At 49.2% G+C, this 21,009-nt stretch carries 24 protein-coding genes and 1 pseudogene; 11 read left to right on the forward strand and 14 right to left on the reverse strand.

What is annotated here, in order from left to right; all coding sequences use genetic code 11:
* Positions 1-2 precede the first annotated feature (2 nt).
* Both OGV93_RS20525 and OGV93_RS20530 read right to left on the reverse strand, forming a co-directional pair.
* Positions 3-245 carry a hypothetical protein gene (locus tag OGV93_RS20525; protein ID WP_046275893.1) on the reverse strand — a complete coding sequence of 81 codons (243 nt, stop codon included), beginning with the start codon at positions 243-245 and terminating at the stop codon, positions 3-5.
* A 579-nt stretch (positions 246-824) separates the two neighbouring features.
* Entirely contained in the window at positions 825-1,571 is a 747-nt protein-coding gene (locus OGV93_RS20530) for a MipA/OmpV family protein (RefSeq protein WP_046275390.1), read from the reverse strand.
* Between the two features lie 434 nt (positions 1,572-2,005).
* Here OGV93_RS20530 and yeaG point away from each other — a divergent pair, with 434 nt between their 5' ends.
* Both yeaG and OGV93_RS20540 read left to right on the forward strand, forming a co-directional pair.
* Entirely contained in the window at positions 2,006-3,940 is a 1,935-nt protein-coding gene (yeaG, locus tag OGV93_RS20535) for a protein kinase YeaG (RefSeq protein WP_016152810.1), read from the forward strand.
* A 123-nt stretch (positions 3,941-4,063) separates the two neighbouring features.
* Complete coding sequence (locus OGV93_RS20540; RefSeq protein WP_016152809.1) at positions 4,064-5,347, forward strand: YeaH/YhbH family protein; 1,284 nt, start codon at positions 4,064-4,066, stop codon at positions 5,345-5,347.
* A 75-nt stretch (positions 5,348-5,422) separates the two neighbouring features.
* On the opposite strand, the gene OGV93_RS20545 is transcribed toward OGV93_RS20540, so the two are convergent.
* Genes OGV93_RS20545 through OGV93_RS20555 form a run of 3 tightly spaced genes read right to left on the reverse strand, consistent with a single transcriptional unit; the run spans position 5,423 to position 7,291 of the window.
* Positions 5,423-6,061 carry a CatB-related O-acetyltransferase gene (locus OGV93_RS20545; protein WP_170973730.1) on the reverse strand — a complete coding sequence of 213 codons (639 nt, stop codon included), beginning with the start codon at positions 6,059-6,061 and terminating at the stop codon, positions 5,423-5,425.
* A gap of 35 nt (positions 6,062-6,096) precedes the next feature.
* Entirely contained in the window at positions 6,097-6,507 is a 411-nt protein-coding gene (locus OGV93_RS20550; RefSeq protein WP_016156304.1) for a hemerythrin domain-containing protein, read from the reverse strand.
* A 13-nt stretch (positions 6,508-6,520) separates the two neighbouring features.
* Positions 6,521-7,291 (reverse strand): class I SAM-dependent methyltransferase, encoded by a 771-nt coding sequence (locus tag OGV93_RS20555; protein WP_286482783.1) that lies wholly within the window; start codon positions 7,289-7,291, stop codon positions 6,521-6,523.
* Between the two features lie 165 nt (positions 7,292-7,456).
* Between OGV93_RS20555 and dgcJ the strand changes: the two genes are divergently transcribed.
* The 3 genes from dgcJ to OGV93_RS20570 all read left to right on the forward strand — a co-directional run bounded on the left by dgcJ (position 7,457) and on the right by OGV93_RS20570 (position 10,079).
* On the forward strand, positions 7,457-8,947 hold the full coding sequence (gene dgcJ / locus OGV93_RS20560; protein WP_016152805.1) for a diguanylate cyclase DgcJ: 1,491 nt from the start codon (positions 7,457-7,459) through the stop codon (positions 8,945-8,947).
* Positions 8,948-8,991: 44 nt separating this feature from the next.
* The gene (locus tag OGV93_RS20565; RefSeq protein ID WP_046275927.1) at positions 8,992-9,495 is read left to right on the forward strand and encodes a YbaK/prolyl-tRNA synthetase associated domain-containing protein; all 504 of its coding nucleotides are present in this window, start codon (positions 8,992-8,994) and stop codon (positions 9,493-9,495) included.
* Between the two features lie 137 nt (positions 9,496-9,632).
* Complete coding sequence (locus tag OGV93_RS20570; RefSeq protein ID WP_016152803.1) at positions 9,633-10,079, forward strand: DUF441 domain-containing protein; 447 nt, start codon at positions 9,633-9,635, stop codon at positions 10,077-10,079.
* Here the strand turns inward: OGV93_RS20570 and OGV93_RS20575 are convergent.
* Positions 10,056-10,854, reverse strand: a pseudogene (locus tag OGV93_RS20575) (AraC family transcriptional regulator). The gene OGV93_RS20570 and the pseudogene OGV93_RS20575 overlap by 24 nt on opposite strands.
* A 99-nt stretch (positions 10,855-10,953) precedes the next feature.
* Between OGV93_RS20575 and OGV93_RS20580 the strand changes: the two are divergent.
* Positions 10,954-12,141, forward strand: a complete 1,188-nt coding sequence (locus tag OGV93_RS20580; protein WP_169330192.1) for a CynX/NimT family MFS transporter — start codon at positions 10,954-10,956, stop codon at positions 12,139-12,141.
* 37 nt (positions 12,142-12,178) lie between these two features.
* Here the strand turns inward: OGV93_RS20580 and OGV93_RS20585 are convergent, their stop codons facing one another.
* Complete coding sequence (locus OGV93_RS20585; protein ID WP_016156299.1) at positions 12,179-12,886, reverse strand: CTP synthase C-terminal region-related (seleno)protein; 708 nt, start codon at positions 12,884-12,886, stop codon at positions 12,179-12,181.
* Positions 12,887-13,084: 198 nt separating this feature from the next.
* On the opposite strand from OGV93_RS20585, the gene OGV93_RS20590 reads away from it, so the two are divergent.
* Positions 13,085-13,432, forward strand: coding sequence for a DUF488 domain-containing protein (locus tag OGV93_RS20590; protein WP_016152799.1), 348 nt, complete (start codon positions 13,085-13,087; stop codon positions 13,430-13,432).
* Positions 13,433-13,439: 7 nt separating this feature from the next.
* Here OGV93_RS20590 and OGV93_RS20595 read toward each other — a convergent pair whose 3' ends face one another.
* Entirely contained in the window at positions 13,440-13,688 is a 249-nt protein-coding gene (locus OGV93_RS20595) for a putative hemolysin (protein WP_047358589.1), read from the reverse strand.
* 186 nt (positions 13,689-13,874) lie between these two features.
* Here OGV93_RS20595 and OGV93_RS20600 point away from each other — a divergent pair, with 186 nt between their 5' ends.
* Genes OGV93_RS20600 through yoaJ form a run of 3 tightly spaced genes read left to right on the forward strand, consistent with a single transcriptional unit; the run spans position 13,875 to position 15,123 of the window.
* Positions 13,875-14,900: a sensor domain-containing diguanylate cyclase gene (locus OGV93_RS20600; RefSeq protein ID WP_131381123.1), complete on the forward strand. Its 1,026-nt coding sequence runs from the start codon at positions 13,875-13,877 to the stop codon at positions 14,898-14,900.
* Between the two features lie 47 nt (positions 14,901-14,947).
* Positions 14,948-15,046 carry a YoaK family small membrane protein gene (locus OGV93_RS20605; protein ID WP_032941789.1) on the forward strand — a complete coding sequence of 33 codons (99 nt, stop codon included), beginning with the start codon at positions 14,948-14,950 and terminating at the stop codon, positions 15,044-15,046.
* A gap of 2 nt (positions 15,047-15,048) precedes the next feature.
* Positions 15,049-15,123, forward strand: a complete 75-nt coding sequence (gene yoaJ / locus OGV93_RS20610) for a protein YoaJ (protein WP_101700011.1) — start codon at positions 15,049-15,051, stop codon at positions 15,121-15,123.
* 49 nt (positions 15,124-15,172) lie between these two features.
* Here the strand turns inward: yoaJ and OGV93_RS20615 are convergent, their stop codons facing one another.
* Positions 15,173-15,421, reverse strand: a complete 249-nt coding sequence (locus OGV93_RS20615) for a GlsB/YeaQ/YmgE family stress response membrane protein (RefSeq protein WP_016152796.1) — start codon at positions 15,419-15,421, stop codon at positions 15,173-15,175.
* A 360-nt stretch (positions 15,422-15,781) separates the two neighbouring features.
* On the opposite strand from OGV93_RS20615, the gene fdhF reads away from it, so the two are divergent.
* Positions 15,782-17,929, forward strand: coding sequence for a formate dehydrogenase subunit alpha (fdhF, locus tag OGV93_RS20620; RefSeq protein ID WP_287110093.1), 2,148 nt, complete (start codon positions 15,782-15,784; stop codon positions 17,927-17,929).
* 49 nt (positions 17,930-17,978) lie between these two features.
* Here the strand turns inward: fdhF and OGV93_RS20625 are convergent, their stop codons facing one another.
* The 5 genes from OGV93_RS20625 to zinT form a co-directional block, all read right to left on the reverse strand.
* Positions 17,979-18,626 (reverse strand): hypothetical protein, encoded by a 648-nt coding sequence (locus tag OGV93_RS20625; RefSeq protein ID WP_016156293.1) that lies wholly within the window; start codon positions 18,624-18,626, stop codon positions 17,979-17,981.
* A 214-nt stretch (positions 18,627-18,840) separates the two neighbouring features.
* Positions 18,841-19,023 (reverse strand): DUF1869 domain-containing protein, encoded by a 183-nt coding sequence (locus OGV93_RS20630; RefSeq protein WP_003832433.1) that lies wholly within the window; start codon positions 19,021-19,023, stop codon positions 18,841-18,843.
* Positions 19,024-19,026: 3 nt separating this feature from the next.
* On the reverse strand, positions 19,027-19,389 hold the full coding sequence (yeaR, locus tag OGV93_RS20635; protein ID WP_005120376.1) for a DUF1971 domain-containing protein YeaR: 363 nt from the start codon (positions 19,387-19,389) through the stop codon (positions 19,027-19,029).
* A gap of 173 nt (positions 19,390-19,562) precedes the next feature.
* Entirely contained in the window at positions 19,563-20,201 is a 639-nt protein-coding gene (gene leuE, locus OGV93_RS20640; RefSeq protein WP_016152793.1) for a leucine efflux protein LeuE, read from the reverse strand.
* A 139-nt stretch (positions 20,202-20,340) separates the two neighbouring features.
* Positions 20,341-20,991: a metal-binding protein ZinT gene (zinT, locus tag OGV93_RS20645; RefSeq protein ID WP_053389825.1), complete on the reverse strand. Its 651-nt coding sequence runs from the start codon at positions 20,989-20,991 to the stop codon at positions 20,341-20,343.
* Between the last annotated feature and the right edge of the window lie 18 nt (positions 20,992-21,009).

Here is a 21,009-nt window from a genome sequence, read left to right on the forward strand (position 1 = left end):
CCTTAATAATTATTGTGTTTGTGGTGATGACTGGAATTAGTATCATTTGAGTTATATACGTTTTGCGCGTTCTCCATAGCTTGTTTTTCAGCTACGGCATTGATTGTCGCCTGACGGTTTTGCTCAGCGATATAGCAGGAATCGCGGCTCACGCCCTTGCTTTCGCAAGCACTCATGCGTGAAGCCTCGGTGGAACATCCCGTCAGAATCCCACCCATCACTGCTATCATGATTAACTTTTTCATTATCTCTACCAGGTTTATTCGCAAGAAAACCACATGACATTTAATATCTGAGCCATGCAGCGTTACTGTCTTTACTTATTAAGTTGGAGTAATATCTGCAATCGCTTATTTAATGTCAATTTTAATTTTTTCAGATAAATACCTAAAAGATGTAAAATAAAAATTAAATTAATGATTTTATTTTTTTCAAATGAAAGTTAACTTTCATCGTCACACAAAAATAATAAAATAGTTATCTTGCTATTTTTAGTGGCGAGAGTTTCACGATAAAATTATACCGTGATTATAAAATAGAATATTATCAATATATTGCGTAACCAGAAATCACTCTCCCAGAACAATGATTCGTGAAACTGTACAGATATTCTTCCATTCACAAACGAATAGATTTCAGTCTCATCAAACAACAGGTTTAATTTTGGTAATTGCGGCAGGAAAAATACGTTAACTATTTGTTGCGGCAGATGTAATGCCAAAACAGCACAAAAAATCAAATCACATGTTTTGGATCAATATTCATCTCTGATATGCACAAAAAAGCCCGCATCTCTGCGGGCTAGTGTTTGACACGCAATGGCATCAGAACTTGTAGGTAACACCCGTTGAAATCAGACCCGTCCAGGATTTGTCCACCATCGGGCTGTCTGTCACTTCATCAGACAGATGGGTATAACGCGCAGTACCGTATACGCTCCAGTTGCCCAGGAAGTTATAGTTTGCGCTGAGCTCCAGATACGGGTTCCAGGAGCTTTCAGGATCGTAGCTACGCAAGCCGCTACGGGCAGATTCATGGCGTGAAACACCATAATAGTATTCATTCTGGTTTTCACTGTTCCACTCGACACCAATCCCCGGAGTCAACGTCAAACCGCCATTGGTATAGCGGTATAACCACGCCAGATCCCATACAATACCATTGCTGTTATCCAGCGTATCGCCTGCAAGGCTGGTACGCAGGAAACCGTATTGCGTGTTGTGAATGTAAGAAAGGCCAGCCATCATGGTGCTCTTACGTTTATCCAGACTACGCAGACGGTTGTCGTCGCTGTCACCCGGTTTGAAGTACATTGGCGACCAATAGGCCATCACCGACAGCTTATCGGTATCGTCATTCCACAGGTAGTAACCACCGCCCAGACCACGGAACCAGAAGTTATCGCTTTCATAAGTCACAACCGGGACCGGGTAAACGTCACTATCGTAATCTTTGTAAGGGTGCTCAACCACACCAACGCCTGCGCCCAGCGTCAGGTTGCTCTCTGCCTGTGCGACGTTAGCGGAAGTGGCGATAAGCACGCTAAGTGCCAGAAGTTTGAGTTTGGTCACAGTCAATAATTCCTTATTTAAATGTGTAGCGGTCAAAGTTTAACCGTCAATACGCTTCAGCCCAACTATTTTACGGATTCGCCCCAGAATGTAACCCCCTAATTTCTCAGCGAGTGATGACATTTTGCTTGCAGGACAGTGAACACCGCATGAATCCTGCCCCTTAGATTTACAAAAGATATGCTTTTTTTGCTGATGAGTTATTGATATGCCATTGAAATTCATTTGCGCACACAGGCAAGTTTTGCAAATGCCATCTACGCTTAATTTTAGAAGGTGTATCACCGAATACGTTGATCTCCTGACCACCACAATGGCATGAGAGTTGCTTATTTCTTCAGCAGCGACGTCGTTCAGTTTACCTCTTCAGGGGCCTCTACTATTCATATGAACGGCTCTTAACATGTGCTAAAAAAACGAAAGGACGGCATACCATGAATATATTCGATCACTATCGCCAGCGTTATGAAGCTGCCAAGGACGAAGAGTTCACGCTGCAGGAGTTTCTTACCACTTGTCGGCAAGATCGCAGCGCTTATGCCAATGCGGCAGAGCGGCTATTAATGGCTATTGGTGAGCCTGTCATGGTCGACACTGCCCACGAACCTCGTCTTTCTCGACTCTTTTCGAATCGGGTGATTGCACGATACCCTGCTTTTGAAGAGTTTTATGGCATGGAAGAGGCCATTGAGCAGATTGTTTCTTATTTGAAGCATGCGGCTCAGGGTCTGGAAGAGAAGAAGCAGATTCTGTATCTGCTGGGGCCTGTGGGAGGGGGGAAATCATCTCTTGCTGAGCGGCTGAAGTCGCTGATGCAGCGAGTACCGATTTATGTCCTGAGCGCCAACGGCGAGCGTAGCCCGGTAAACGATCATCCGTTATGCCTGTTTAACCCGCAGGAAGACGCCCAGATCCTGGAAAAAGAGTATGGGATCCCACGTCGTTATCTCGGTACGATCATGTCGCCCTGGGCTGCAAAACGTCTGCATGATTTTGGCGGGGACATTACAAAATTCCGCGTTGTCAAAGTCTGGCCGTCTATTCTGGAGCAGATCGCTATTGCCAAAACGGAGCCTGGTGATGAAAACAACCAGGATATCTCTGCGCTGGTCGGGAAAGTGGATATTCGTAAACTCGAACACCACGCCCAGAACGATCCTGATGCCTACGGTTATTCGGGCGCACTGTGCCGCTCAAACCAGGGGATTATGGAGTTCGTTGAGATGTTTAAAGCACCAATTAAAGTGCTGCATCCTCTGCTGACCGCAACCCAGGAAGGAAACTACAACGGGACAGAAGGTATCTCTGCCCTGCCGTTTAACGGAATTATTCTTGCCCACTCGAACGAGTCCGAATGGGTGACGTTCCGTAATAATAAAAACAATGAGGCGTTCCTTGACCGTGTTTACATCGTCAAAGTGCCTTATTGCCTGCGGATCTCCGAAGAGATCAAAATTTACGAAAAACTGCTTAACCACAGTGAGCTGACCCATGCGCCTTGCGCACCAGGCACGCTGGAAACGCTCTCTCGCTTTACCATTCTTTCTCGCCTGAAAGAGCCTGAGAACTCGAGCATTTACTCGAAGATGCGCGTTTACGATGGGGAAAGCCTGAAAGATACCGATCCAAAAGCGAAGTCCTATCAAGAATATCGGGATTACGCCGGGGTCGATGAGGGAATGAACGGTCTTTCCACGCGCTTCGCGTTTAAGATCCTCTCACGCGTCTTTAACTTTGACCACGCCGAAGTGGCAGCTAACCCGGTGCATCTGTTCTACGTACTGGAGCAGCAAATCGAGCGCGAACAGTTCCCGCAGGAGCTGGCAGAACGTTACCTTGAGTTCCTGAAAGGCTATCTGATCCCGAAATATGCTGAGTTCATTGGCAAAGAGATCCAGACGGCTTATCTCGAATCCTATTCCGAATATGGACAAAACATTTTCGACCGTTATGTCACTTATGCGGATTTCTGGATTCAGGATCAGGAGTATCGCGACCCGGATACCGGTCAGCTGTTTGACCGCGAGTCGTTGAACTCAGAACTGGAGAAAATTGAGAAACCGGCGGGTATCAGTAACCCCAAAGATTTCCGTAACGAGATCGTCAACTTTGTTCTGCGTGCCAGAGCGAATAACAGCGGTCGCAATCCAAACTGGACCAGTTACGAAAAACTGCGCACGGTCATTGAGAAGAAAATGTTCTCCAATACCGAGGAGCTGCTGCCGGTCATTTCGTTCAACGCCAAAACCTCAACTGACGAGCAGAAAAAACACGACGATTTTGTCGACCGGATGATGGAAAAAGGCTACACGCGTAAGCAGGTACGTTTACTGTGCGAATGGTATTTGCGCGTACGTAAATCGTCTTAAAATAAGTGCCCGGAGGCGCGTACGCTTGCCGGGCCTACAATACACATCCGTAGGCCGGATATGCTCAGCGCATCCGGCGTTACTGATGTAGCATAAAGTTGGCAAATGCAGTACGGGGGGCTTATGACCTGGTTTATTGACCGGCGTCTTAACGGCAAAAACAAGAGCACGGTAAACCGCCAGCGCTTCTTACGCCGTTATAAATCGCAAATTAAACAGTCGATCTCCGAGGCCATTAACAAGCGTTCGGTGACTGATGTGGATAGCGGCGAATCTGTCTCTATTCCGACTGATGATATTAGCGAACCGATGTTCCATCAGGGGCGTGGCGGCTTGCGCCATCGCGTGCATCCGGGTAACGACCATTTTGTGCAGAACGACCGCATTGAACGCCCGCAGGGCGGCGGCGGTGGTTCAGGAAGCGGACAAGGCCAGGCCAGCCAGGATGGCGAGGGTCAGGATGAGTTCGTCTTCCAGATCTCTAAAGATGAATATCTCGATCTGTTGTTCGAAGATTTAGCACTTCCTAACCTGAAGCAAAATCAGCAGCGTCAGTTAACGGAGTACAAAACGCACCGGGCAGGTTTCACCTCTAACGGCGTGCCTGCCAACATCAGCGTGGTGCGCTCCCTGCAAAACTCACTGGCGCGCCGCACAGCGATGACGGCAGGTAAGCGTCGCGAATTGCATGCGCTCGAAGCGGATCTGGAAACCATCGCAAAAAGTGAACCAGCGCAGTTGCTGGAAGAGGAACGGTTACGCAAAGAGATTGCCGAACTACGGGCAAAAATCGAACGCGTGCCGTTTATCGACACCTTTGATTTACGCTACAAGAATTATGAAAAACGGCCCGATCCTTCCAGCCAGGCAGTGATGTTCTGCCTGATGGACGTCTCCGGTTCAATGGATCAGTCGACCAAAGATATGGCCAAGCGTTTTTATATCTTGCTGTATCTGTTCTTGAGTCGGACCTACAAAAACGTGGAAGTGGTTTATATTCGCCACCATACCCAGGCGAAAGAGGTGGATGAGCACGAGTTCTTCTACTCTCAGGAAACCGGGGGAACCATTGTCTCCAGCGCGCTGAAGTTAATGGATGAAGTGGTAAAAGACCGTTACGACCCGGCTCAGTGGAACATCTATGCCGCACAGGCCTCGGACGGTGATAACTGGGCGGATGATTCCCCGTTGTGTCATGAGATTCTGGCGAAAAAACTGCTGCCGATGGTGCGATATTATAGCTATATCGAAATCACCCGCCGCGCGCACCAGACCTTGTGGCGTGAATACGAACATCTGCAATCAACGTTTGAAAACTTTGCGATGCAGCATATCCGCGACCAGGATGATATTTATCCGGTCTTTCGCGAACTGTTTCATAAGCAAAGTACAACCAGCAATAGCTAACCACATACATAAATCAGCCAGAGGTTATCTCCTCTGGTTGATTTTTATGACCTCGCGTTTCGACCACATGTTATGTCATTTAGCATTTTGTCTCAGGCTAGCCACTTCCACTTCGAGCGCGGAAATATCGCCAGAAGACAACAGCGGTTGCATTTTCACGAGCGACTCTTCCGGAAGTTGATACAAATTAAGGGCCAGTATTCGTTCAATATCCCCCACCGGTAGGCGATATTTTATTATTTTTGCCGGATTGCCGCCGACTACCGCATACGGTGGCACATCTTTAGTCACCACCGCACCTGCTGCGACAACAGCGCCTTCCCCGAGCGTAACGCCTGGCATGATCATGGCGCGCATGCCTAACCAGCAACCATCATGCAACACCGTGTCACCCCGAAACTCGTAGGCATCTTTGATCGACGCCATAAAGGGATAAAGACTGATCCAGTCAAGCCGATGCGTACTATTTCCCCCCATCAGAATAACGCTCTCAGCGCCAATGCAGACGAAATTCCCAATAATCAACTTATCCAAATGCCCAAGCGGTTCCCAGTCCCGGCTGATCTCATCACCGAGTAAATACCGCACCACCGAACGTTCGAATCCTTGATCCCAGCAGTCACTGTAATAGCTATGCGTACCCTTAATAACTATATTAGGGTTGGTCACTGTCTGATGAAGGTACTCCATTCTCGACCAGTGTTTTTCTGACACTTCGCCATCCTTTTATCATTGTGTTTTAAAACACCCTACATCCTTTCCACCAGCGGATAGAAGTCTTTATTTTCTTTTTGCATACGCTCATACACTTTGCGTAGAACATTGTTGGCATCACGTCTGAATGCCTCATCATTACCTTTTAATTTACTGGCAATATTCCAGCGCCGGGAAAAAACTTCATATTCGCTGACGATATCCGTCATTTCACGTTGAAATTTTGAGCTAACCTGTCTGAGCGTACTATTTCCATCCTGCTCAATATGTGGATAAAGGAACTGATCTTCAGCAAACAAATGTGTTTTTATAATGGCACTCATGCTAACGATCGCAGTTGCAATTTCCTGGGCATTGGATGATACGCCTGCATGGCTCAACGTACGTAGAAATGATATTTTCTCCAGAATTTCAACATGCTGATTTTTCATTTTATCAATATTCATCCGTTTATCCTTTTTATTTTCCCTTTACGGAGCAGCAGACAATGTAGTTTAGCTGGTGACGTTGCGAACGGAAGAAGCGAAACATTTTCAGGAACCGGCGACGATTTTCGCGTGTGCGTAAGCCGTTAAACACAATTTTAACCGCCCCAGTCAGCCCTTCATCACGAATTAATCCTCGCGGCGACATCAGCGACATATCACCATTCTGCTGCAAGACCTGTGCAAACCCACCGTTCAGAAATAAATCGCGCCAGCCTTGGCTGGTCATCGGGCTAACGTTTGATTTCACTACCTCTACAAGCTGGCCCTGCTCGCCCGTGCCCAGTTTTTGTGCGGTGAACATAATGTCGTGAGTTAACAGACGCCCGCCGGGCTTCAATACGCGATAATATTCGGCAATTAACTTCGCCTTCGCTTTATCGGCATACATTGTCAGCATGGCTTCGTTGATCACAACGTCGAAACTGTTATCCGCAAATGGAAGGGTGTTAGCGTTAGCTGCCATAACGTGAATGTGATTTTCCAGACCATTTGCCGCCACGTTATTTCTGGCGTTTGCCAGTGCGGTTTTATCCATATCAATGGCGTATACCGTACAACCAAAACGTTGAACTAACTCTATCGCCGTCGTGGCCATGTTACACGCCACTTCCAGCACCTGGCTGTCGGGCGTCAGCTGTGACTGGCTGAACAACCACTCTGTTGCTTCAACGCCCCCCGGACGCAGACGGGTTTTGCCCAGGCTGGCTAAGAACGTATGGCCCGCTTTATCAGTCGCGCTCACCTGCTTGTCTCCTTTCTTATAAGTTGCATTATAAATACAACAACAAGAGTTAAAGGTGAAGCACGCGAATGATTTTTATTACAAAATGCCCTTCCCAGTAGCGTTAGAGCGGATGTATGCCGTGTGATAGACTGAAGTATCAGACTTACAGGGCTGTACATCATTATGCAATTGCATCATAAAGCGCTCAGGCTCTTTATCTCCGTCAGCGTAGTTGTTTTGACGTTTTCTTTTTTGGTTTATGAGCTCATTGCCAGCGATAAAGCAATGAATGCGTACATGCGCTATATCAATGAGAAAGCCGACTCGTCGTTTCTCTATGATAAGTATACTAATCAAAGTATTGCAGCCCATCTGATGCGCACATTTTCATCCCCCCAGGAACCCGCTTCTATCGAGCAACAAAAAGCACTTTGCAACGCTTTCGACAGCGTTAACGGCACTCATGGGCTCAACCTCACCCAGCATAACTACCTACCATTACACGGTACGTTGCAAACCCCCACCACAAAATGTAGCGAGAAACTTGAAGACATATTTCTACTGCCCTCTTTTGACCGGGCGGTAAACGTTAATCGTGAGCAGAAAGATTACGGTCATGGTTTAGGTATGCAGGAGTATAAATTTCGATATTACGTCGATCTCAAAAATAACTACGTCTATTTCTTTGATCTGGTCGACTCGCGGAAATTTGCGATACACAACTGGTCGTTTTTGCAAAAAGGAAACCTGGGTATCAACCAGAATGATATTGACGGTATTTTCACTGGCCGCACGGTAATCTCCCGTATTTATGAAGATAACCTGACCGAGAAAAAAGTGATGAGCTTTTTAACACCGGTCTACTATGCCGGTAAGTTAAAAGGCGTGGTGATGGTGGATATTAACAAAGAGAATTTAAAGAATATTTTCTATACCAGCGACCGCCCTCTCGTCTGGCGCTATCTTAACGTGACGCTTTCGGACATCAACTCAGGTAAAGAGATACTCGTTCACCAAAGTGAGAACAATCTGTTTAGCTATGTTCACTACCAGGAGGACATGCCCGGCGGTATACGCATCACCTTATCGCTTGATTTTATGTACTTTATTGTCTCCTCCTGGAAAGTATTCGCCTTCTATCTGCTAGCGACAATACTGTTGCTGAATATGGTCAGAACGCATTTTCGGCTGTATCACAACGTCACGCGTGAAAATATCAGTGACGCGATGACCGGGCTCTACAACCGCAAAATTTTAACGCCGACGCTCGAACAGCGTTTACAGCAGTTGGTAAACGCGGGCACCCTTGTGACCTTTATCGCCATTGATTGCGATAAACTAAAAGTCATTAATGATACGCTGGGGCATAAGGAAGGCGATCGCATTATCACCATTCTGGCTAGAGCCATTCAAACCTCGATTCGCAAAAACGACTATGCCATCCGCCTCGGTGGGGATGAGTTTTGCATTATCCTCATCGATTACCCCGCTGAATTAACGCCTCGTCTGCTGGAGAGGATTCGCTATAACTTACAAATTATTGCGCAAGATAGAGCAATCAGCTTCTCCGCAGGGATTTATAATATGCAGCCAAACGACACCATTGATGATGCCTACAAAGCATCCGATGCACAGCTCTACCTGAACAAACAGAAAAAACGCGCGGATGCGTAATCATTTTTCTGACAGGATTTTCATTGTTGTACCAGGAGTAAGTCATGACGGAAGTGAACAAAGGTAACGCAACGCATCAGCGTTTAATTTCGCTGTTGTCAGAACAAGGCGCAACGTATCGCGTGGTAAGCCATGAAGCGGTCGGCAAATGTGAAGCGGTTTCTGAAATTCGCGGTACCGCACTGGGCCAGGGAGCAAAAGCGCTGGTTTGTAAGGTCAAAGGCAACGGCGTTAATCAGCATGTCCTGGCGATTCTTTCTGCCGACCAGCAGGCCGACCTGAGTCTGTTAGCCAGTCATATCGGCGGGTTAAGAGCATCACTTGCCAGCCCGGCGGAAGTCGATGCACTGACAGGTTGCGTATTTGGCGCTATCCCACCGTTTAGCTTCCATCCAAAACTTAAGCTGGTCGCCGATCCGCTATTGTTTGAGCGTTTTAATGAAATTGCGTTCAATGCCGGAGTGCTGGAAAAATCCGTGATCATGGATACCGCAGATTACCTACGTATCGCGCAACCGGAATTACTCCCGTTCCGCCGCGTACAATAGCCGCCCGAGTCAGGTGTAAAAGCGTAGCATCGTGCATTAGCCCAAAAAAAATCATAATCATTAAAAAAAGCCTGTTCCGTCACGCGTTTACGCGTACAGTAAGCAGGCTTATTTTTTCTTTTGGCAAGGAAACTACGATGTTTGATGTCACTCTGCTGATCCTGCTCGGACTGGCAGCTCTGGGCTTTGTCAGCCACAACACCACTGTCGCTGTTTCAATTCTGGTGCTGATCATTGTTCGTGTTACCCCTCTGAATACGTTCTTTCCATGGATAGAAAAACAGGGCCTGACCGTCGGGATTATAATTCTAACCATTGGCGTCATGGCGCCGATCGCCAGCGGAACGCTCCCCCCCTCCACGCTCATCCACTCCTTTGTGAACTGGAAATCACTGGTCGCTATTGCCATCGGGGTATTCGTCTCCTGGCTTGGCGGGCGCGGTGTCACGCTCATGGGTAGCCAGCCTCAGCTTGTGGCCGGTTTACTGGTGGGTACGGTACTGGGCGTGGCGCTATTTCGCGGTGTGCCGGTGGGACCGCTCATTGCGGCAGGTCTGGTGTCATTGATTGTTGGGAAGCAGTAGCCAGTCCAGCCAGATAACGGCCTGGCGTCTGTCCCAGGCCTTTTTTGAACATGGTGATAAATGCCGTGGTCGAATCGTAACCGAGCATTTGCGCAACCTGTTGCACGTTATGGCCATCTATCAGCGCCTGCAGCGCCAGAATTAATTGAAGCTGGTGACGCCAGCGGCGAAAACTCAACCCCGTTTCTTTAACGACCAGACGGGCGAGGTTCCGCTCACTCATCGCAAATACGCTGGCCCACTGTCCCAGCGTCTGCCACTGCGCGGGCTCCCGCGCCATCGTCGCGACCATTCTGCGGATTTTCGGGTGATCGGAAACCGGCAACTGCATTTGCTCCTGCGGCTGCTGCGGGAGTTCATCAAATAACACTTGCGTCAGCCGCTGGGTAGACGGCTCCAGCCGTTGATCATCCGTTTTGGACGCCAGCGCCAGAATGAGCTCCCGACATAACGGGGCGATTTTCAGGGTGCAGCAGCGTTCAGGCATCACTACTGCCTGCGGCTCAATAAACAAAAAGCACAATTGCGCCCCAACGGTAACGTGGTTGCTGTGTGGAATTTCACCGGGGATCCATACCGCATATTGTGGAGGCACCATCCACATGGCATTTTCAACCTCACAGGTGATCGCGCCATGCAAGGCCAGAATCAACTGCCCCTTACGGTGCTGATGCAGCGGACTGAAGAGTTCATCTTCCCGGGCCTGTATACAAAACGCCACCGCCGCATCGTGGTAAAGGTCGGGCTCATACCCATCCAGCCTCAGTCCTAACATAAAAATGTCCGTTTTTAGCGATAAACTGTCATTTTAGCTTGATTCATCCATTGAGTAAAAACGCTAAAGTATCGCCTCGCCTGACGATATGAGAAAAAAATGACAAATATGCCTTCCTCCCGCGGCAAAAACGCAGCCTGGCTGATCGCGGGGATCCTGATGATTGCCACCACGCTGCGCGTCACCTTTACCGGAGCCGCCCCGTTGCTGGATGCAATTCGCACCGACTACGGCCTGAGTACCGCCCAGACGGGACTTCTGACCACCCTGCCGCTGCTGGCCTTCGCACTGGTATCGCCTCTGGCCGCCGCCGTTGCACGCCATTGGGGCATCGAACGCAGCCTGTTTGCCGCAATGCTACTGATTTGCGCTGGTATTGCGATACGTTCTCTGCCCACGCCAGGTTTCCTGTTTAGCGGCACCGCTATCATTGGTTGCGGAATCGCGCTGGGAAATGTGCTGTTACCTGGGCTGATTAAGCGTGATTTTGCTCAGCATGTGGCAAAACTCACTGGCGCATACTCGCTGACTATGGGCGCAGCGGCGGCTCTGGGTTCAGCTATTGTGGTTCCGCTGGCGCTGAACGGGTTTGGCTGGCGCGGTGCGCTGATGGTACTGATGGTCTTTCCGCTGCTGGCGCTGATTATCTGGTTACCCCAATGTCGCCAGACGGCCAATGCCAGTTTGAGCAACTCGCGCGCTTTGCATTCCCGCGCGATCTGGCGCTCGAGCCTCGCCTGGCAGGTGACGCTGTTTCTCGGGATCAATTCACTTATCTACTACGTGATTATTGGCTGGCTACCTGCCATTTTAATCAGCCACGGCTACAGCGAAGCGCAGGCCGGTTCGTTGCATGGTTTACTGCAACTGGCAACCGCCGCGCCGGGGTTATTGATCCCTCTCGTCCTGAACAGATTTAAGGATCAGCGCGCCATCGCCGCACTGGTTTCGTTAATGTGCGCCGTCGGCGCAGCCGGATTCGCGGTAATGCCCGGGCAGGCTTTGCTGTGGACCATACTGTTTGGCTTTGGCTCAGGCGCCACGATGATCCTTGGTTTGACCTTTATTGGCCTGCGTGCAAGCTCAGCGCATCAGGCCGCGGCCCTGTCCGGCATGGCACAATCCGTCGGGTATTTACTGGCTGCCTGTGGGCCACCGCTGATGGGTAAGATTCACGACCTCAATGGTAGCTGGCTGATTCCATTAGCTGGGGTCGCCGTGTTAGCGATACTGATGGCAGTGTTTGGTCTGTGCGCAGGGCGTAATCGGGAGATCGCAAGCGCATAATGCAGCGGGCAGGTTTGGGTACAACCTGCCCGTTTTTTTATCCTCGCGCAGCGCGCAGCATTGCCTGAACTAACGGCACGGGTTTTCCCGCCAGCGCTCCACGTTCATGCTGAAAGAGTGTGCCGACAAAAAAAGGATGCGTCACCAGCTCAATGGCACGGATATCACCCGCCTCATCCCAGCCAGTCACACGAAGATCACCGCTCTCAAGCTCGGCGGCAAAATCTTCTGATACGCCATAGTTGCAGTGATACCCCTCGGAGATAACACCCCGTCCGTAGGCTTTGGCAATCAGCGTATTGGCCCTCAGTTCAATATCATCCGTTTTTTCTACCAGCGAGCAGGTCAACGGTGCGATGACCATCCGCCCCGTGGTATCCGTTTCCGCATGGGCAGCATCACTCCAGCCCAGCACGTTGCGGGCATACTCCAGAATCGCATGTTGAAAACCGCCACAGGTCCCGAGGAATGGGATGCTGTTTTCACGCGCGTAGCGGATCGCGATCAGTGCGCCTTCCAGGTGCCGATATGGACTGCCAGGAACGACCCAAATAGCATCATAGCCAATCAGATCTTCACTGCTGCTAATATCAGAGGTGGTTAGCCAGTCATAATCAGCCACTAATTCCAGGACGGCAGCGGCATCATCGATAGCAAGAGGAATGGCCTGATGCGCCACAATATCAGGGCTGTAATCACCCACCAGCGCAATGCGAAGCGTATCTTTAAACGGGGAAATTTCCATTAAGCTTTCCTTATGTCCAGACAATGAGGGACAATATAAGGAGCCTCAGCCTACCGATTTTTTGTTGGTACCACAATCCCTTAAATTGGGAGTCAGGACGGGCAGAATGTTACAATTGTCACGTTTTACGATCTTATTTAACCGTAATAAAGGTGTCGAAATATATCAAAGCAGTGGATTAATGGAGCGGATGAAAAGATGAAAATTCAATGTAAACGCGTATATGACCCAGCAGAAAAAAATGATGGTTATCGCGTACTGGTCGACAGGTTGTGGCCTCGCGGGGTAAAAAAGACCGACCTTATTTTTAACGAATGGAATAAAGCGCTTACGCCGTCATCTGATTTACGCAAGGCGTTCCACGCAGAATTGATTGATTTCACACACTTTTCCGAGCAATATCGCGCTGAACTCGCCCTACAGCAGCAGGAAGGAAAGCGTCTCGCAGAGATTGCCCGACAGCAAACCTTAACGCTACTGTATGCGGCGAAAAACACCCAGCAAAACCACGCGCTGGTGCTGGCTGAATGGATACGTCAATGCTAACCGGATTTCATTTGCCCGTTGTCGGATGCTCTCTGCGCCAGAGCGCCCATTCATCAATCACTTCCCCGCCCGGTAATTTGCAGTCCGACCTTACGCCTTGCGGGGTCTGCACCGCAATCAGCGAGCCGCCCTTTTGTTCGCAATATACCGATGCCGGATTCGCCAGACCAATCTTCGGCGGTTTGGGGGCTTCGGGCTGAGTGGTACATCCCGCTAGCACCAACAAGCCGGGCAAAATTATAGACGCCAGTTTCATATCGACTCCTGTTAAAAACCTTATCCCGGCAGGTTACCCCGACTTTCCATCTATCTCCATGTTTTACTGTCAGCTTTCAATTTAATGTTTAAGTTTTGAGCGGGATGGCGTGTTTCATCTTTCATCTTGATGTTCTATCATGCGGGCCACGTCAGCCCAGTCATTACTCAGGAGCATTTACACCTCATGTCGGACATGATCCTTGCCAGAGTCTCACAATCCTTAGCCACGGAGCAGTCAGTTGAGAGCCTGGTTCGGCAACTTCTGGAGATGCTGGAAGTGGTGACTGAGATGGAATCCACCTATTTAACTAAGGTCGATTTAGATGCCCGCCTGCAGCATATTTTGTATGCGCGCAATAGCAAGCAGATGCAGATCCCTGAAGGGCTGTCCGTACCCTGGGATGAGACGCTATGCAAACGCGCCATAGACGAAAACTGTCTGTACAGCGACAACGTCCCCGCTCGCTGGCCGGAGTGTACCGCCGCCCGCGCGCTGGAGATAACCACTTTCCTGAGCACGCCGGTTCATCTTCCCGACGGAACGTTTTACGGTACGCTCTGCGCCACCAGTCGCCACCAGCACGCATTAAGCCAACGTGGCGAACAGGTGTTACATCTGTTTGCAGGCCTGATCGCCCAGTCAATTCAAAAAGAGTCGCTGGTTGCTCAGTTACGCGAAGCGAATGCCGCGCTGATTGCGCACTCTTACACCGATGCTCTGACCGGATTACCGAATCGGCGCGCCATTTTTGAGAATGTTGAGACTCTTTTTTCCCTTGCCCGACATCTCAGGCAGAAGATTATTTTTGCCTATATTGATTTGGATGATTTCAAATTGATCAATGACCGCTTTGGCCACGAGGTTGGCGACCAGTTTCTGATCCAGATTGGTCAGCGTCTGCTTCGCGAATGCGGTGACAATGATATCCTTGGGCGACTGGGTGGTGACGAATTTTTAGTCGTGAGCCTGTCACCGGAAGATGACAGGGATCCGCGGGACCGCCTGCAGCAGGTGAAAAATCAGCTACAACAGCAAATTTGTGGTGACTACCACCTGGGCGACATTCATCTATTTTATCCTGGCGCCAGTCTGGGCGTGGTGGAAATTAATCCGTTGGAGACTGATGTAAACTGCGCGCTTCACCTCGCAGACAGCGCAATGTACAAGGATAAAAAGCGTCAGGATAAAACCACTTTTGTCGTACATTAAGCCCTGCTATGCTAACCCGTCTTTAAATAACTCTGGCAGATAATCGTATGCGACTCGGTATTATTTTCCCCGTCATCATTTTCATTTCCGCTGTCGTTTTCTTATCCTGGTTTTTTATTGGCGGCTACGCTGCGCCGGGAGCATAACGATGAAAAAAACAACGCTTATTATGATTGGCGTGGCTATCATCGTCGTTCTGGGAACAGAATTCGGCTGGTGGTGACCTAAGAAAAAGGCCACATATTAGTGGCCTCTATTGTCTGTATGTTTACTTAGCTTTTGATTTTTCTGTAGATAAACAACACCACAATCGCACCGATCACCGCCACGGCGAAACTGCCGAAGTTGAAACCATCGACTTTACCAAAACCAAAGAAAGTGCTGATCCAGCCACCCACTACCGCACCGACAACCCCTAAGATAATGGTCATAAAGAATCCGCCGCCATCTTTACCCGGCATAATCCATTTTGCCAAAATCCCAGCAATAAGACCGAAAACCACCCATGAAATAATGCCCATAATTTCCCTCACTTATGTTTTTAAATTAACGATTCACTCGTCGTATAAAAGCATAGCATAGCGCTGAAAAATTAAAATTTGTGATCGCTATCACTTCTGTTTTTCATCTTTTTCCGATGTTTCATAAGGTTACACCTCTGACCGGCAGACTAAATTTTGTCGCGCCTCGTCATTAATGTCGAATCGTCAGTCATTCTGCTTAACGCTTTGGCCGCCAGCCCCTGCTATTGCTGGGTTTTCACTTCTGGCACACTTTATGCTTAAACAGCCCGTCACTACGACACATCGTAGTCCGCGATGCGTATCGCGTGACTGCGTCTACAATTCGCGCTATTTCAGCATTTAACAGGTCTGTTATTGATGAAAAAAATCACCAGTGTATGCCCATACTGTGGGGCCGGGTGCAAGCTCAAGCTTGTTGTTGAGAATAACAAAATCATCCGCGCTGAGGCCGCAGAGGGTGTAACGAACCAAAATCAGTTATGCCTGAAAGGCTATTATGGTTGGGACTTTCTTAACGACACACGCCTTCTGACTCCCCGTCTGACCCGCCCGATGATCCGTTATGAAAAAGGTGGAAAATTCACTCCCGTTAGCTTGGATGAAGCCATTCGTTACACCGCAAAACGCTTAACTGAAATCAAAAATACCTATGGCCCTCGAGCCATCATGACCACCGGCTCTTCCCGTGGAACTGGGAATGAGACCAACTACGTGATGCAAAAATTCGCACGTGGCGTGCTCCATACCAACAATGTCGATTGCTGTGCCCGCGTCTGTCACGGCCCTTCCGTGGCCGGGTTACAGGAAACGTTAGGCAATGGCGCCATGAGCAATTCCATCAGCGACATTGAAAACTCAAAATGCCTGCTGATCTTTGGTTATAACTGTGCCGATTCACACCCAATTGTGGCCCGCCGGGTAATTAAAGCTCGCCAGAACGGCGCAAAAATCATTGTCTGCGACCCACGCCGTATTGAAACTGCCCGTATCGCTGACCAACATTTGCAGTTGAAAAACGGTTGCAATATGGCGCTGGTCAACGCGTTTGGCCATGTTCTCATCGAGGAGCAACTCTACGATCGCGAGTATGTACAAAAGCATGCGGAAGGACTGGAAACATACTGGGAAACCGTTAAGGAGTATGCGCCTGAAGACGTTGAACATTTAACCGGTGTTCCCGCACAGCAGGTTCGTCAGGCGATGCGTACATTTGCCGCGGCGCCATCGGCCACCGTAATGTGGGGGATGGGCGTTACCCAGTTTGGTCAGGCCGTTGACGTGGTTCGTGGTTTGTCGAGCCTGGCCTTGCTGACCGGAAATCTGGGACGCCCTAACGTCGGTGTTGGCCCGGTGCGCGGGCAAAATAACGTGCAGGGCGCGTGCGATATGGGGGTGCTGCCTAACCAGTTTCCAGGGTATCAGGACGTAACCGATTTCGCCGTCAGGGAGAAATTTGCCGCCGCATGGGGTATTGACGTTAATCAGATGGATGACAAGGTTGGAACCCGCATCACCGAAGTTCCGCATCTGGCTATCGAAGGCAAAATCAAAGCCTACTACATCATGGGAGAAGATCCGCTGCAAACCGAGGCCGATTTGGGTCTGGTCCGCGAAGGATTTAACGCGCTCGATTTTATCGTCGTGCAGGATATCTTCATGACCAAGACGGCGGAAATGGCCGATGTCCTCCTGCCTGCCACCTCATGGGGTGAACACGGTGGCGTCTTTACCTGCGCCGATCGCGGTTTCCAGCGTTTTGAGAAAGCGATTGAACCCACTGGAGATGTAAAGCGTGACTGGGAGATTATCAGCCTGCTGGCCAGCGAAATGGGCTATCCAATGCAGTATCAAAATAACCAGCAAATCTGGGATGAGATGCGCGAGCTGTGTCCACTGTTCTACGGCGTGACCTATGAGAAAATGGGTGAGATGGGTCATGTTCAGTGGCCATGTCCCGATCTCGATAGTCCTGGTACGCCCTACCTTTACGCGCACAGCCAGTTTGATACCGCCAATGGCAAAGGCAAACTGTTTGCCGCACCGTGGCGAGCGCCTGCAGAAGTTCCTGATGAACAATATCCGCTGGTGCTGTGTACCGTGCGTGAGGTTGGGCACTACTCCTGCCGTTCGATGACCGGCAACTGCGCAGCGTTGCAAGCGCTGGCAGACGAGCCTGGGTATGTGCAAATCAATACCCATGATGCTGAAAAATTGGGTATTCGTCATCGCGATCTGGTATGGGTCAGCTCGCGCCGCGGTAAGGTTATCAGCCGCGCGGATGTCTCCGAGCGCATCAATGTCGGAACGGTCTATATGACTTATCAATGGTGGATTGGCGCGTGTAACGAGTTAACCCAGGACAATCTCGATCCTATTTCGAAAACGCCGGAAACCAAATATTGCGCCGTAAATATTGAACACATTACCGATCAGGGGTGGGCAGAAAAATATGCCGCACAAACGTATAGCGATATGAAGTCACGTCTGTGTGAGGCTATTGCGTAAGTCACCGCCATTATCGCCTGAGTCTGGCTTTCCAGACTCAGGCCTTATCTCATGACTTCGCCAGCTGTGGTTCACTGAAGCGGATGGATGCAGCTTCCTCCTGCTTATCCCGCCGCATAAAGCCGAGGTTCATCAGAAACAATCCCGCCATAAACGGTAGTTCGTACAGTTCTTCAATCAGATCGCCATACTGAGCATTGTGCAGAAAGATGGGAGCCAGCAGACGATGATGCTCTACCGTATCGGAGATCAAAAATGCACAGGTGGTGATCGCTAACAGCCACAGAGGTAGCGGTTCATTGCGAAAGCGACGGGCAATATCCTGGCGTAAGCGCTTCGAAATCAGCACTGGCAGAATAATCATGGCAATCAATACCACTGAGATAGCCCGGAACAGGAGTTTGGGATGCTCAGGAAAATAATCGCGGCCCCAACTTGTGCTTCGGCCCAGTAATACCAGCCACCACGCTGCCGCCCAAAGCCAAAATTGCTTCTCGCCTTCGGGACGTGATAAGGGCCTGATGTAGCTGAGTGTAAATATGGCACCAAACAGCAGCCATAGCGCCTGGCCATTTTCAATCCAGCTGACGACAGTACCGTTGAGTAGCGGGAGATGCCAGTTCGCGGCGAACGGGATCGCCACGATGGCTAATCCGAGAATGATTGTGGGTAATGTAAGTCGGGTATTGAGTTTCATAAGCGCGATGTTCTGTTTTATATCTGTTTCGCGATCATAACCCCTGTGAATGATCAACTATTAGCAATCAATGCGAATCTCTTAAGGTATTCTTAAGGAATCCTTTCTGAATATTTCCCTGTTCGCCCAGAAAAAAAACGCACTGCGCCGTCAAAGCGCAGTGCAGTTTTTAGATTAAAAACTAATATACTCAATCAGTAGCAGTGACTAATGCCTACCACCCGCAGACTTCGTGCTCATTTTCGGTATCGTACGAACGCACGGTATTGACCAGATCTTTGACCACTTCTGCTGCCACATCCGGCACCAGTAATGTCATTGGCGCCTCTGTTTCATAATCAACAGAAACACCGTTGCTGTTATTGGTCACGGTTACGGTATAGGTTGCTTTACCCATGATTTACTCCTTGCCGGTGCGCACGACTTTTCGTTGATTTGCACTCTCCATCAGAACTTCCGGGGCGACGAAAAAATCGATATTAAAGTAAGTGTCGTCGGTCATCACTTCGATGTTATGCCATTTTTCCGGTGGAAAAACGCCAAACTGACCGGCTTCAATAATCATCACCTCTACTGGCTCCGGACTGTGTTCGTCTGCGTATCCGAGATATTTGACCGCCCCCTGCATAACCGAAAGTCGAGGATAAACCCCGGCACGGGTCCCTTTATCAAGGTGGCGTTCGAAAATTCCGGCAGGCGCCGTTTCTTTGTTCCAGAATGGCGTAGAGCGTGTATGGATATGATTCTGTGGAATTTGAAGCATTTTTCTTCCCTTTTCCAGTCGACAACCAGCGAGTCATATTGAACCGCTGCTGTATACAGGGTACGCCTCAAAATATACATTTAAAATACCATTTATTGGTTATAACCCTACGATTATAAATGAAAAGCAGAGCGCAATATTAAAGGCCCGCCGCACTCAGCGGGCCGATGGCATCACGATTGAAGCGTGGCCAGACGGGCGGCAAAACCAACGAAAATCAGGCCGATAAGGGAATTACCCACTTTGGCCAGTTTCTTCTTCGTACGGATATATTGCGTCACAAACGCGCCGGAGAAAATAAGGAAACTCAAATAGAAAAAGCTCACTATCTCAAGCGTAATAGCCAGAATAAAGAATGACAGCCCTGAATGCGGCGCATTGACATCAATAAACTGCACGAAGAACGACACATAAAACAGAATAGCTTTGGGATTGGTCAGGCTCAGGATTAATGCGCGCTTAAAAATAGCGCCAAACGGAACTTCCTCAGGCGCGGCGTCGCTTGCTTTCGATTTCAGTGTTGCATACAGGATCTTCGCGCCAAGATACAGTAAATAGAAAGCGCCAAGATAACGAACGATATTGAACAAAACGGGCGTTGTTTTAATCAATGCAGCAACACCGGCATAGGCCAAAAACATCAACACGGCATCACCAATAAACACACCGCTGGCGGCGAGATAACCCCCCTTTACTCCCCTACCGACGCTGTTTTTCAGCACAAATATCGTATTTGGCCCCGGTACCAGCACGATAAAAATAGCCCCCACCAGATACGTCCAGTAATTCAGAACTCCATACTCTGCGAACACGTTAACCTCTTCCTGAAAAAACACATGCACTTGCTGCGATACAATATGCTAACGAATGCGACAGGTGATGGAAAGAGCAGGTTATTAATTAAAAAACCCGCCACTGGTGGCGGGTGTGTACAGATAAGGTTAGCCCAGATTAATGGTGCAGCATCTCATCCACTACTTCTTCGCCCTTCAGTTGATAAGGGTAGTAGGTAGGCCAGTTTTCCATCTCCTCAAGCAAGGCAGCCTGCGAGGTATTTCCCATAAAGATATGGAAGTGGCTCGATTTACGCGGCGCGATAATATGATCGCTGAATTGCACGTATTTAGGCGCTTTGCTGTCAGCGGCTTTACACTCAAACAGATACCGTACACCTTTCTTGCCTGATTTATAGTGCAAGATTTTATACCCGGCATAATCGTATTTGCACGATGCGACCTGATTACCGGTGTGAAATTCCATCACGCCATCTTCGATGCCGATGGTGTCTACATTGGTTGCATAGCCTGTACGGTAATAAGCTTTAATTTGTTCTGCCGTTTTGCTTTTATCTTTCTCCGCTTTCTTTTTGAAAACCGGATCAAGTTCGCCACTGACCAGATACGGATAGACAGATTGCCACATGCCATCCCAGTCGGACAGCGCCCGGTTCTGCACCTGGTTATCATCAAATACCCCTTCCGACGCCTTTTGTTCTACTTCACTCATCGGCGCACCATGGGAATGATGACCATGCGCCAAAACCTGCCCACTGACTAAAAGCATCCCCAGAGCGATTGTCAGTTTGTTAAAACGAATAGCCAAAATTTCACCCTCAAATCG

It is taken from the genome of Citrobacter sp. Cb031, assembly GCF_030336725.1.
Classification (GTDB): Bacteria; Pseudomonadota; Gammaproteobacteria; order Enterobacterales; family Enterobacteriaceae; genus Citrobacter; species Citrobacter braakii.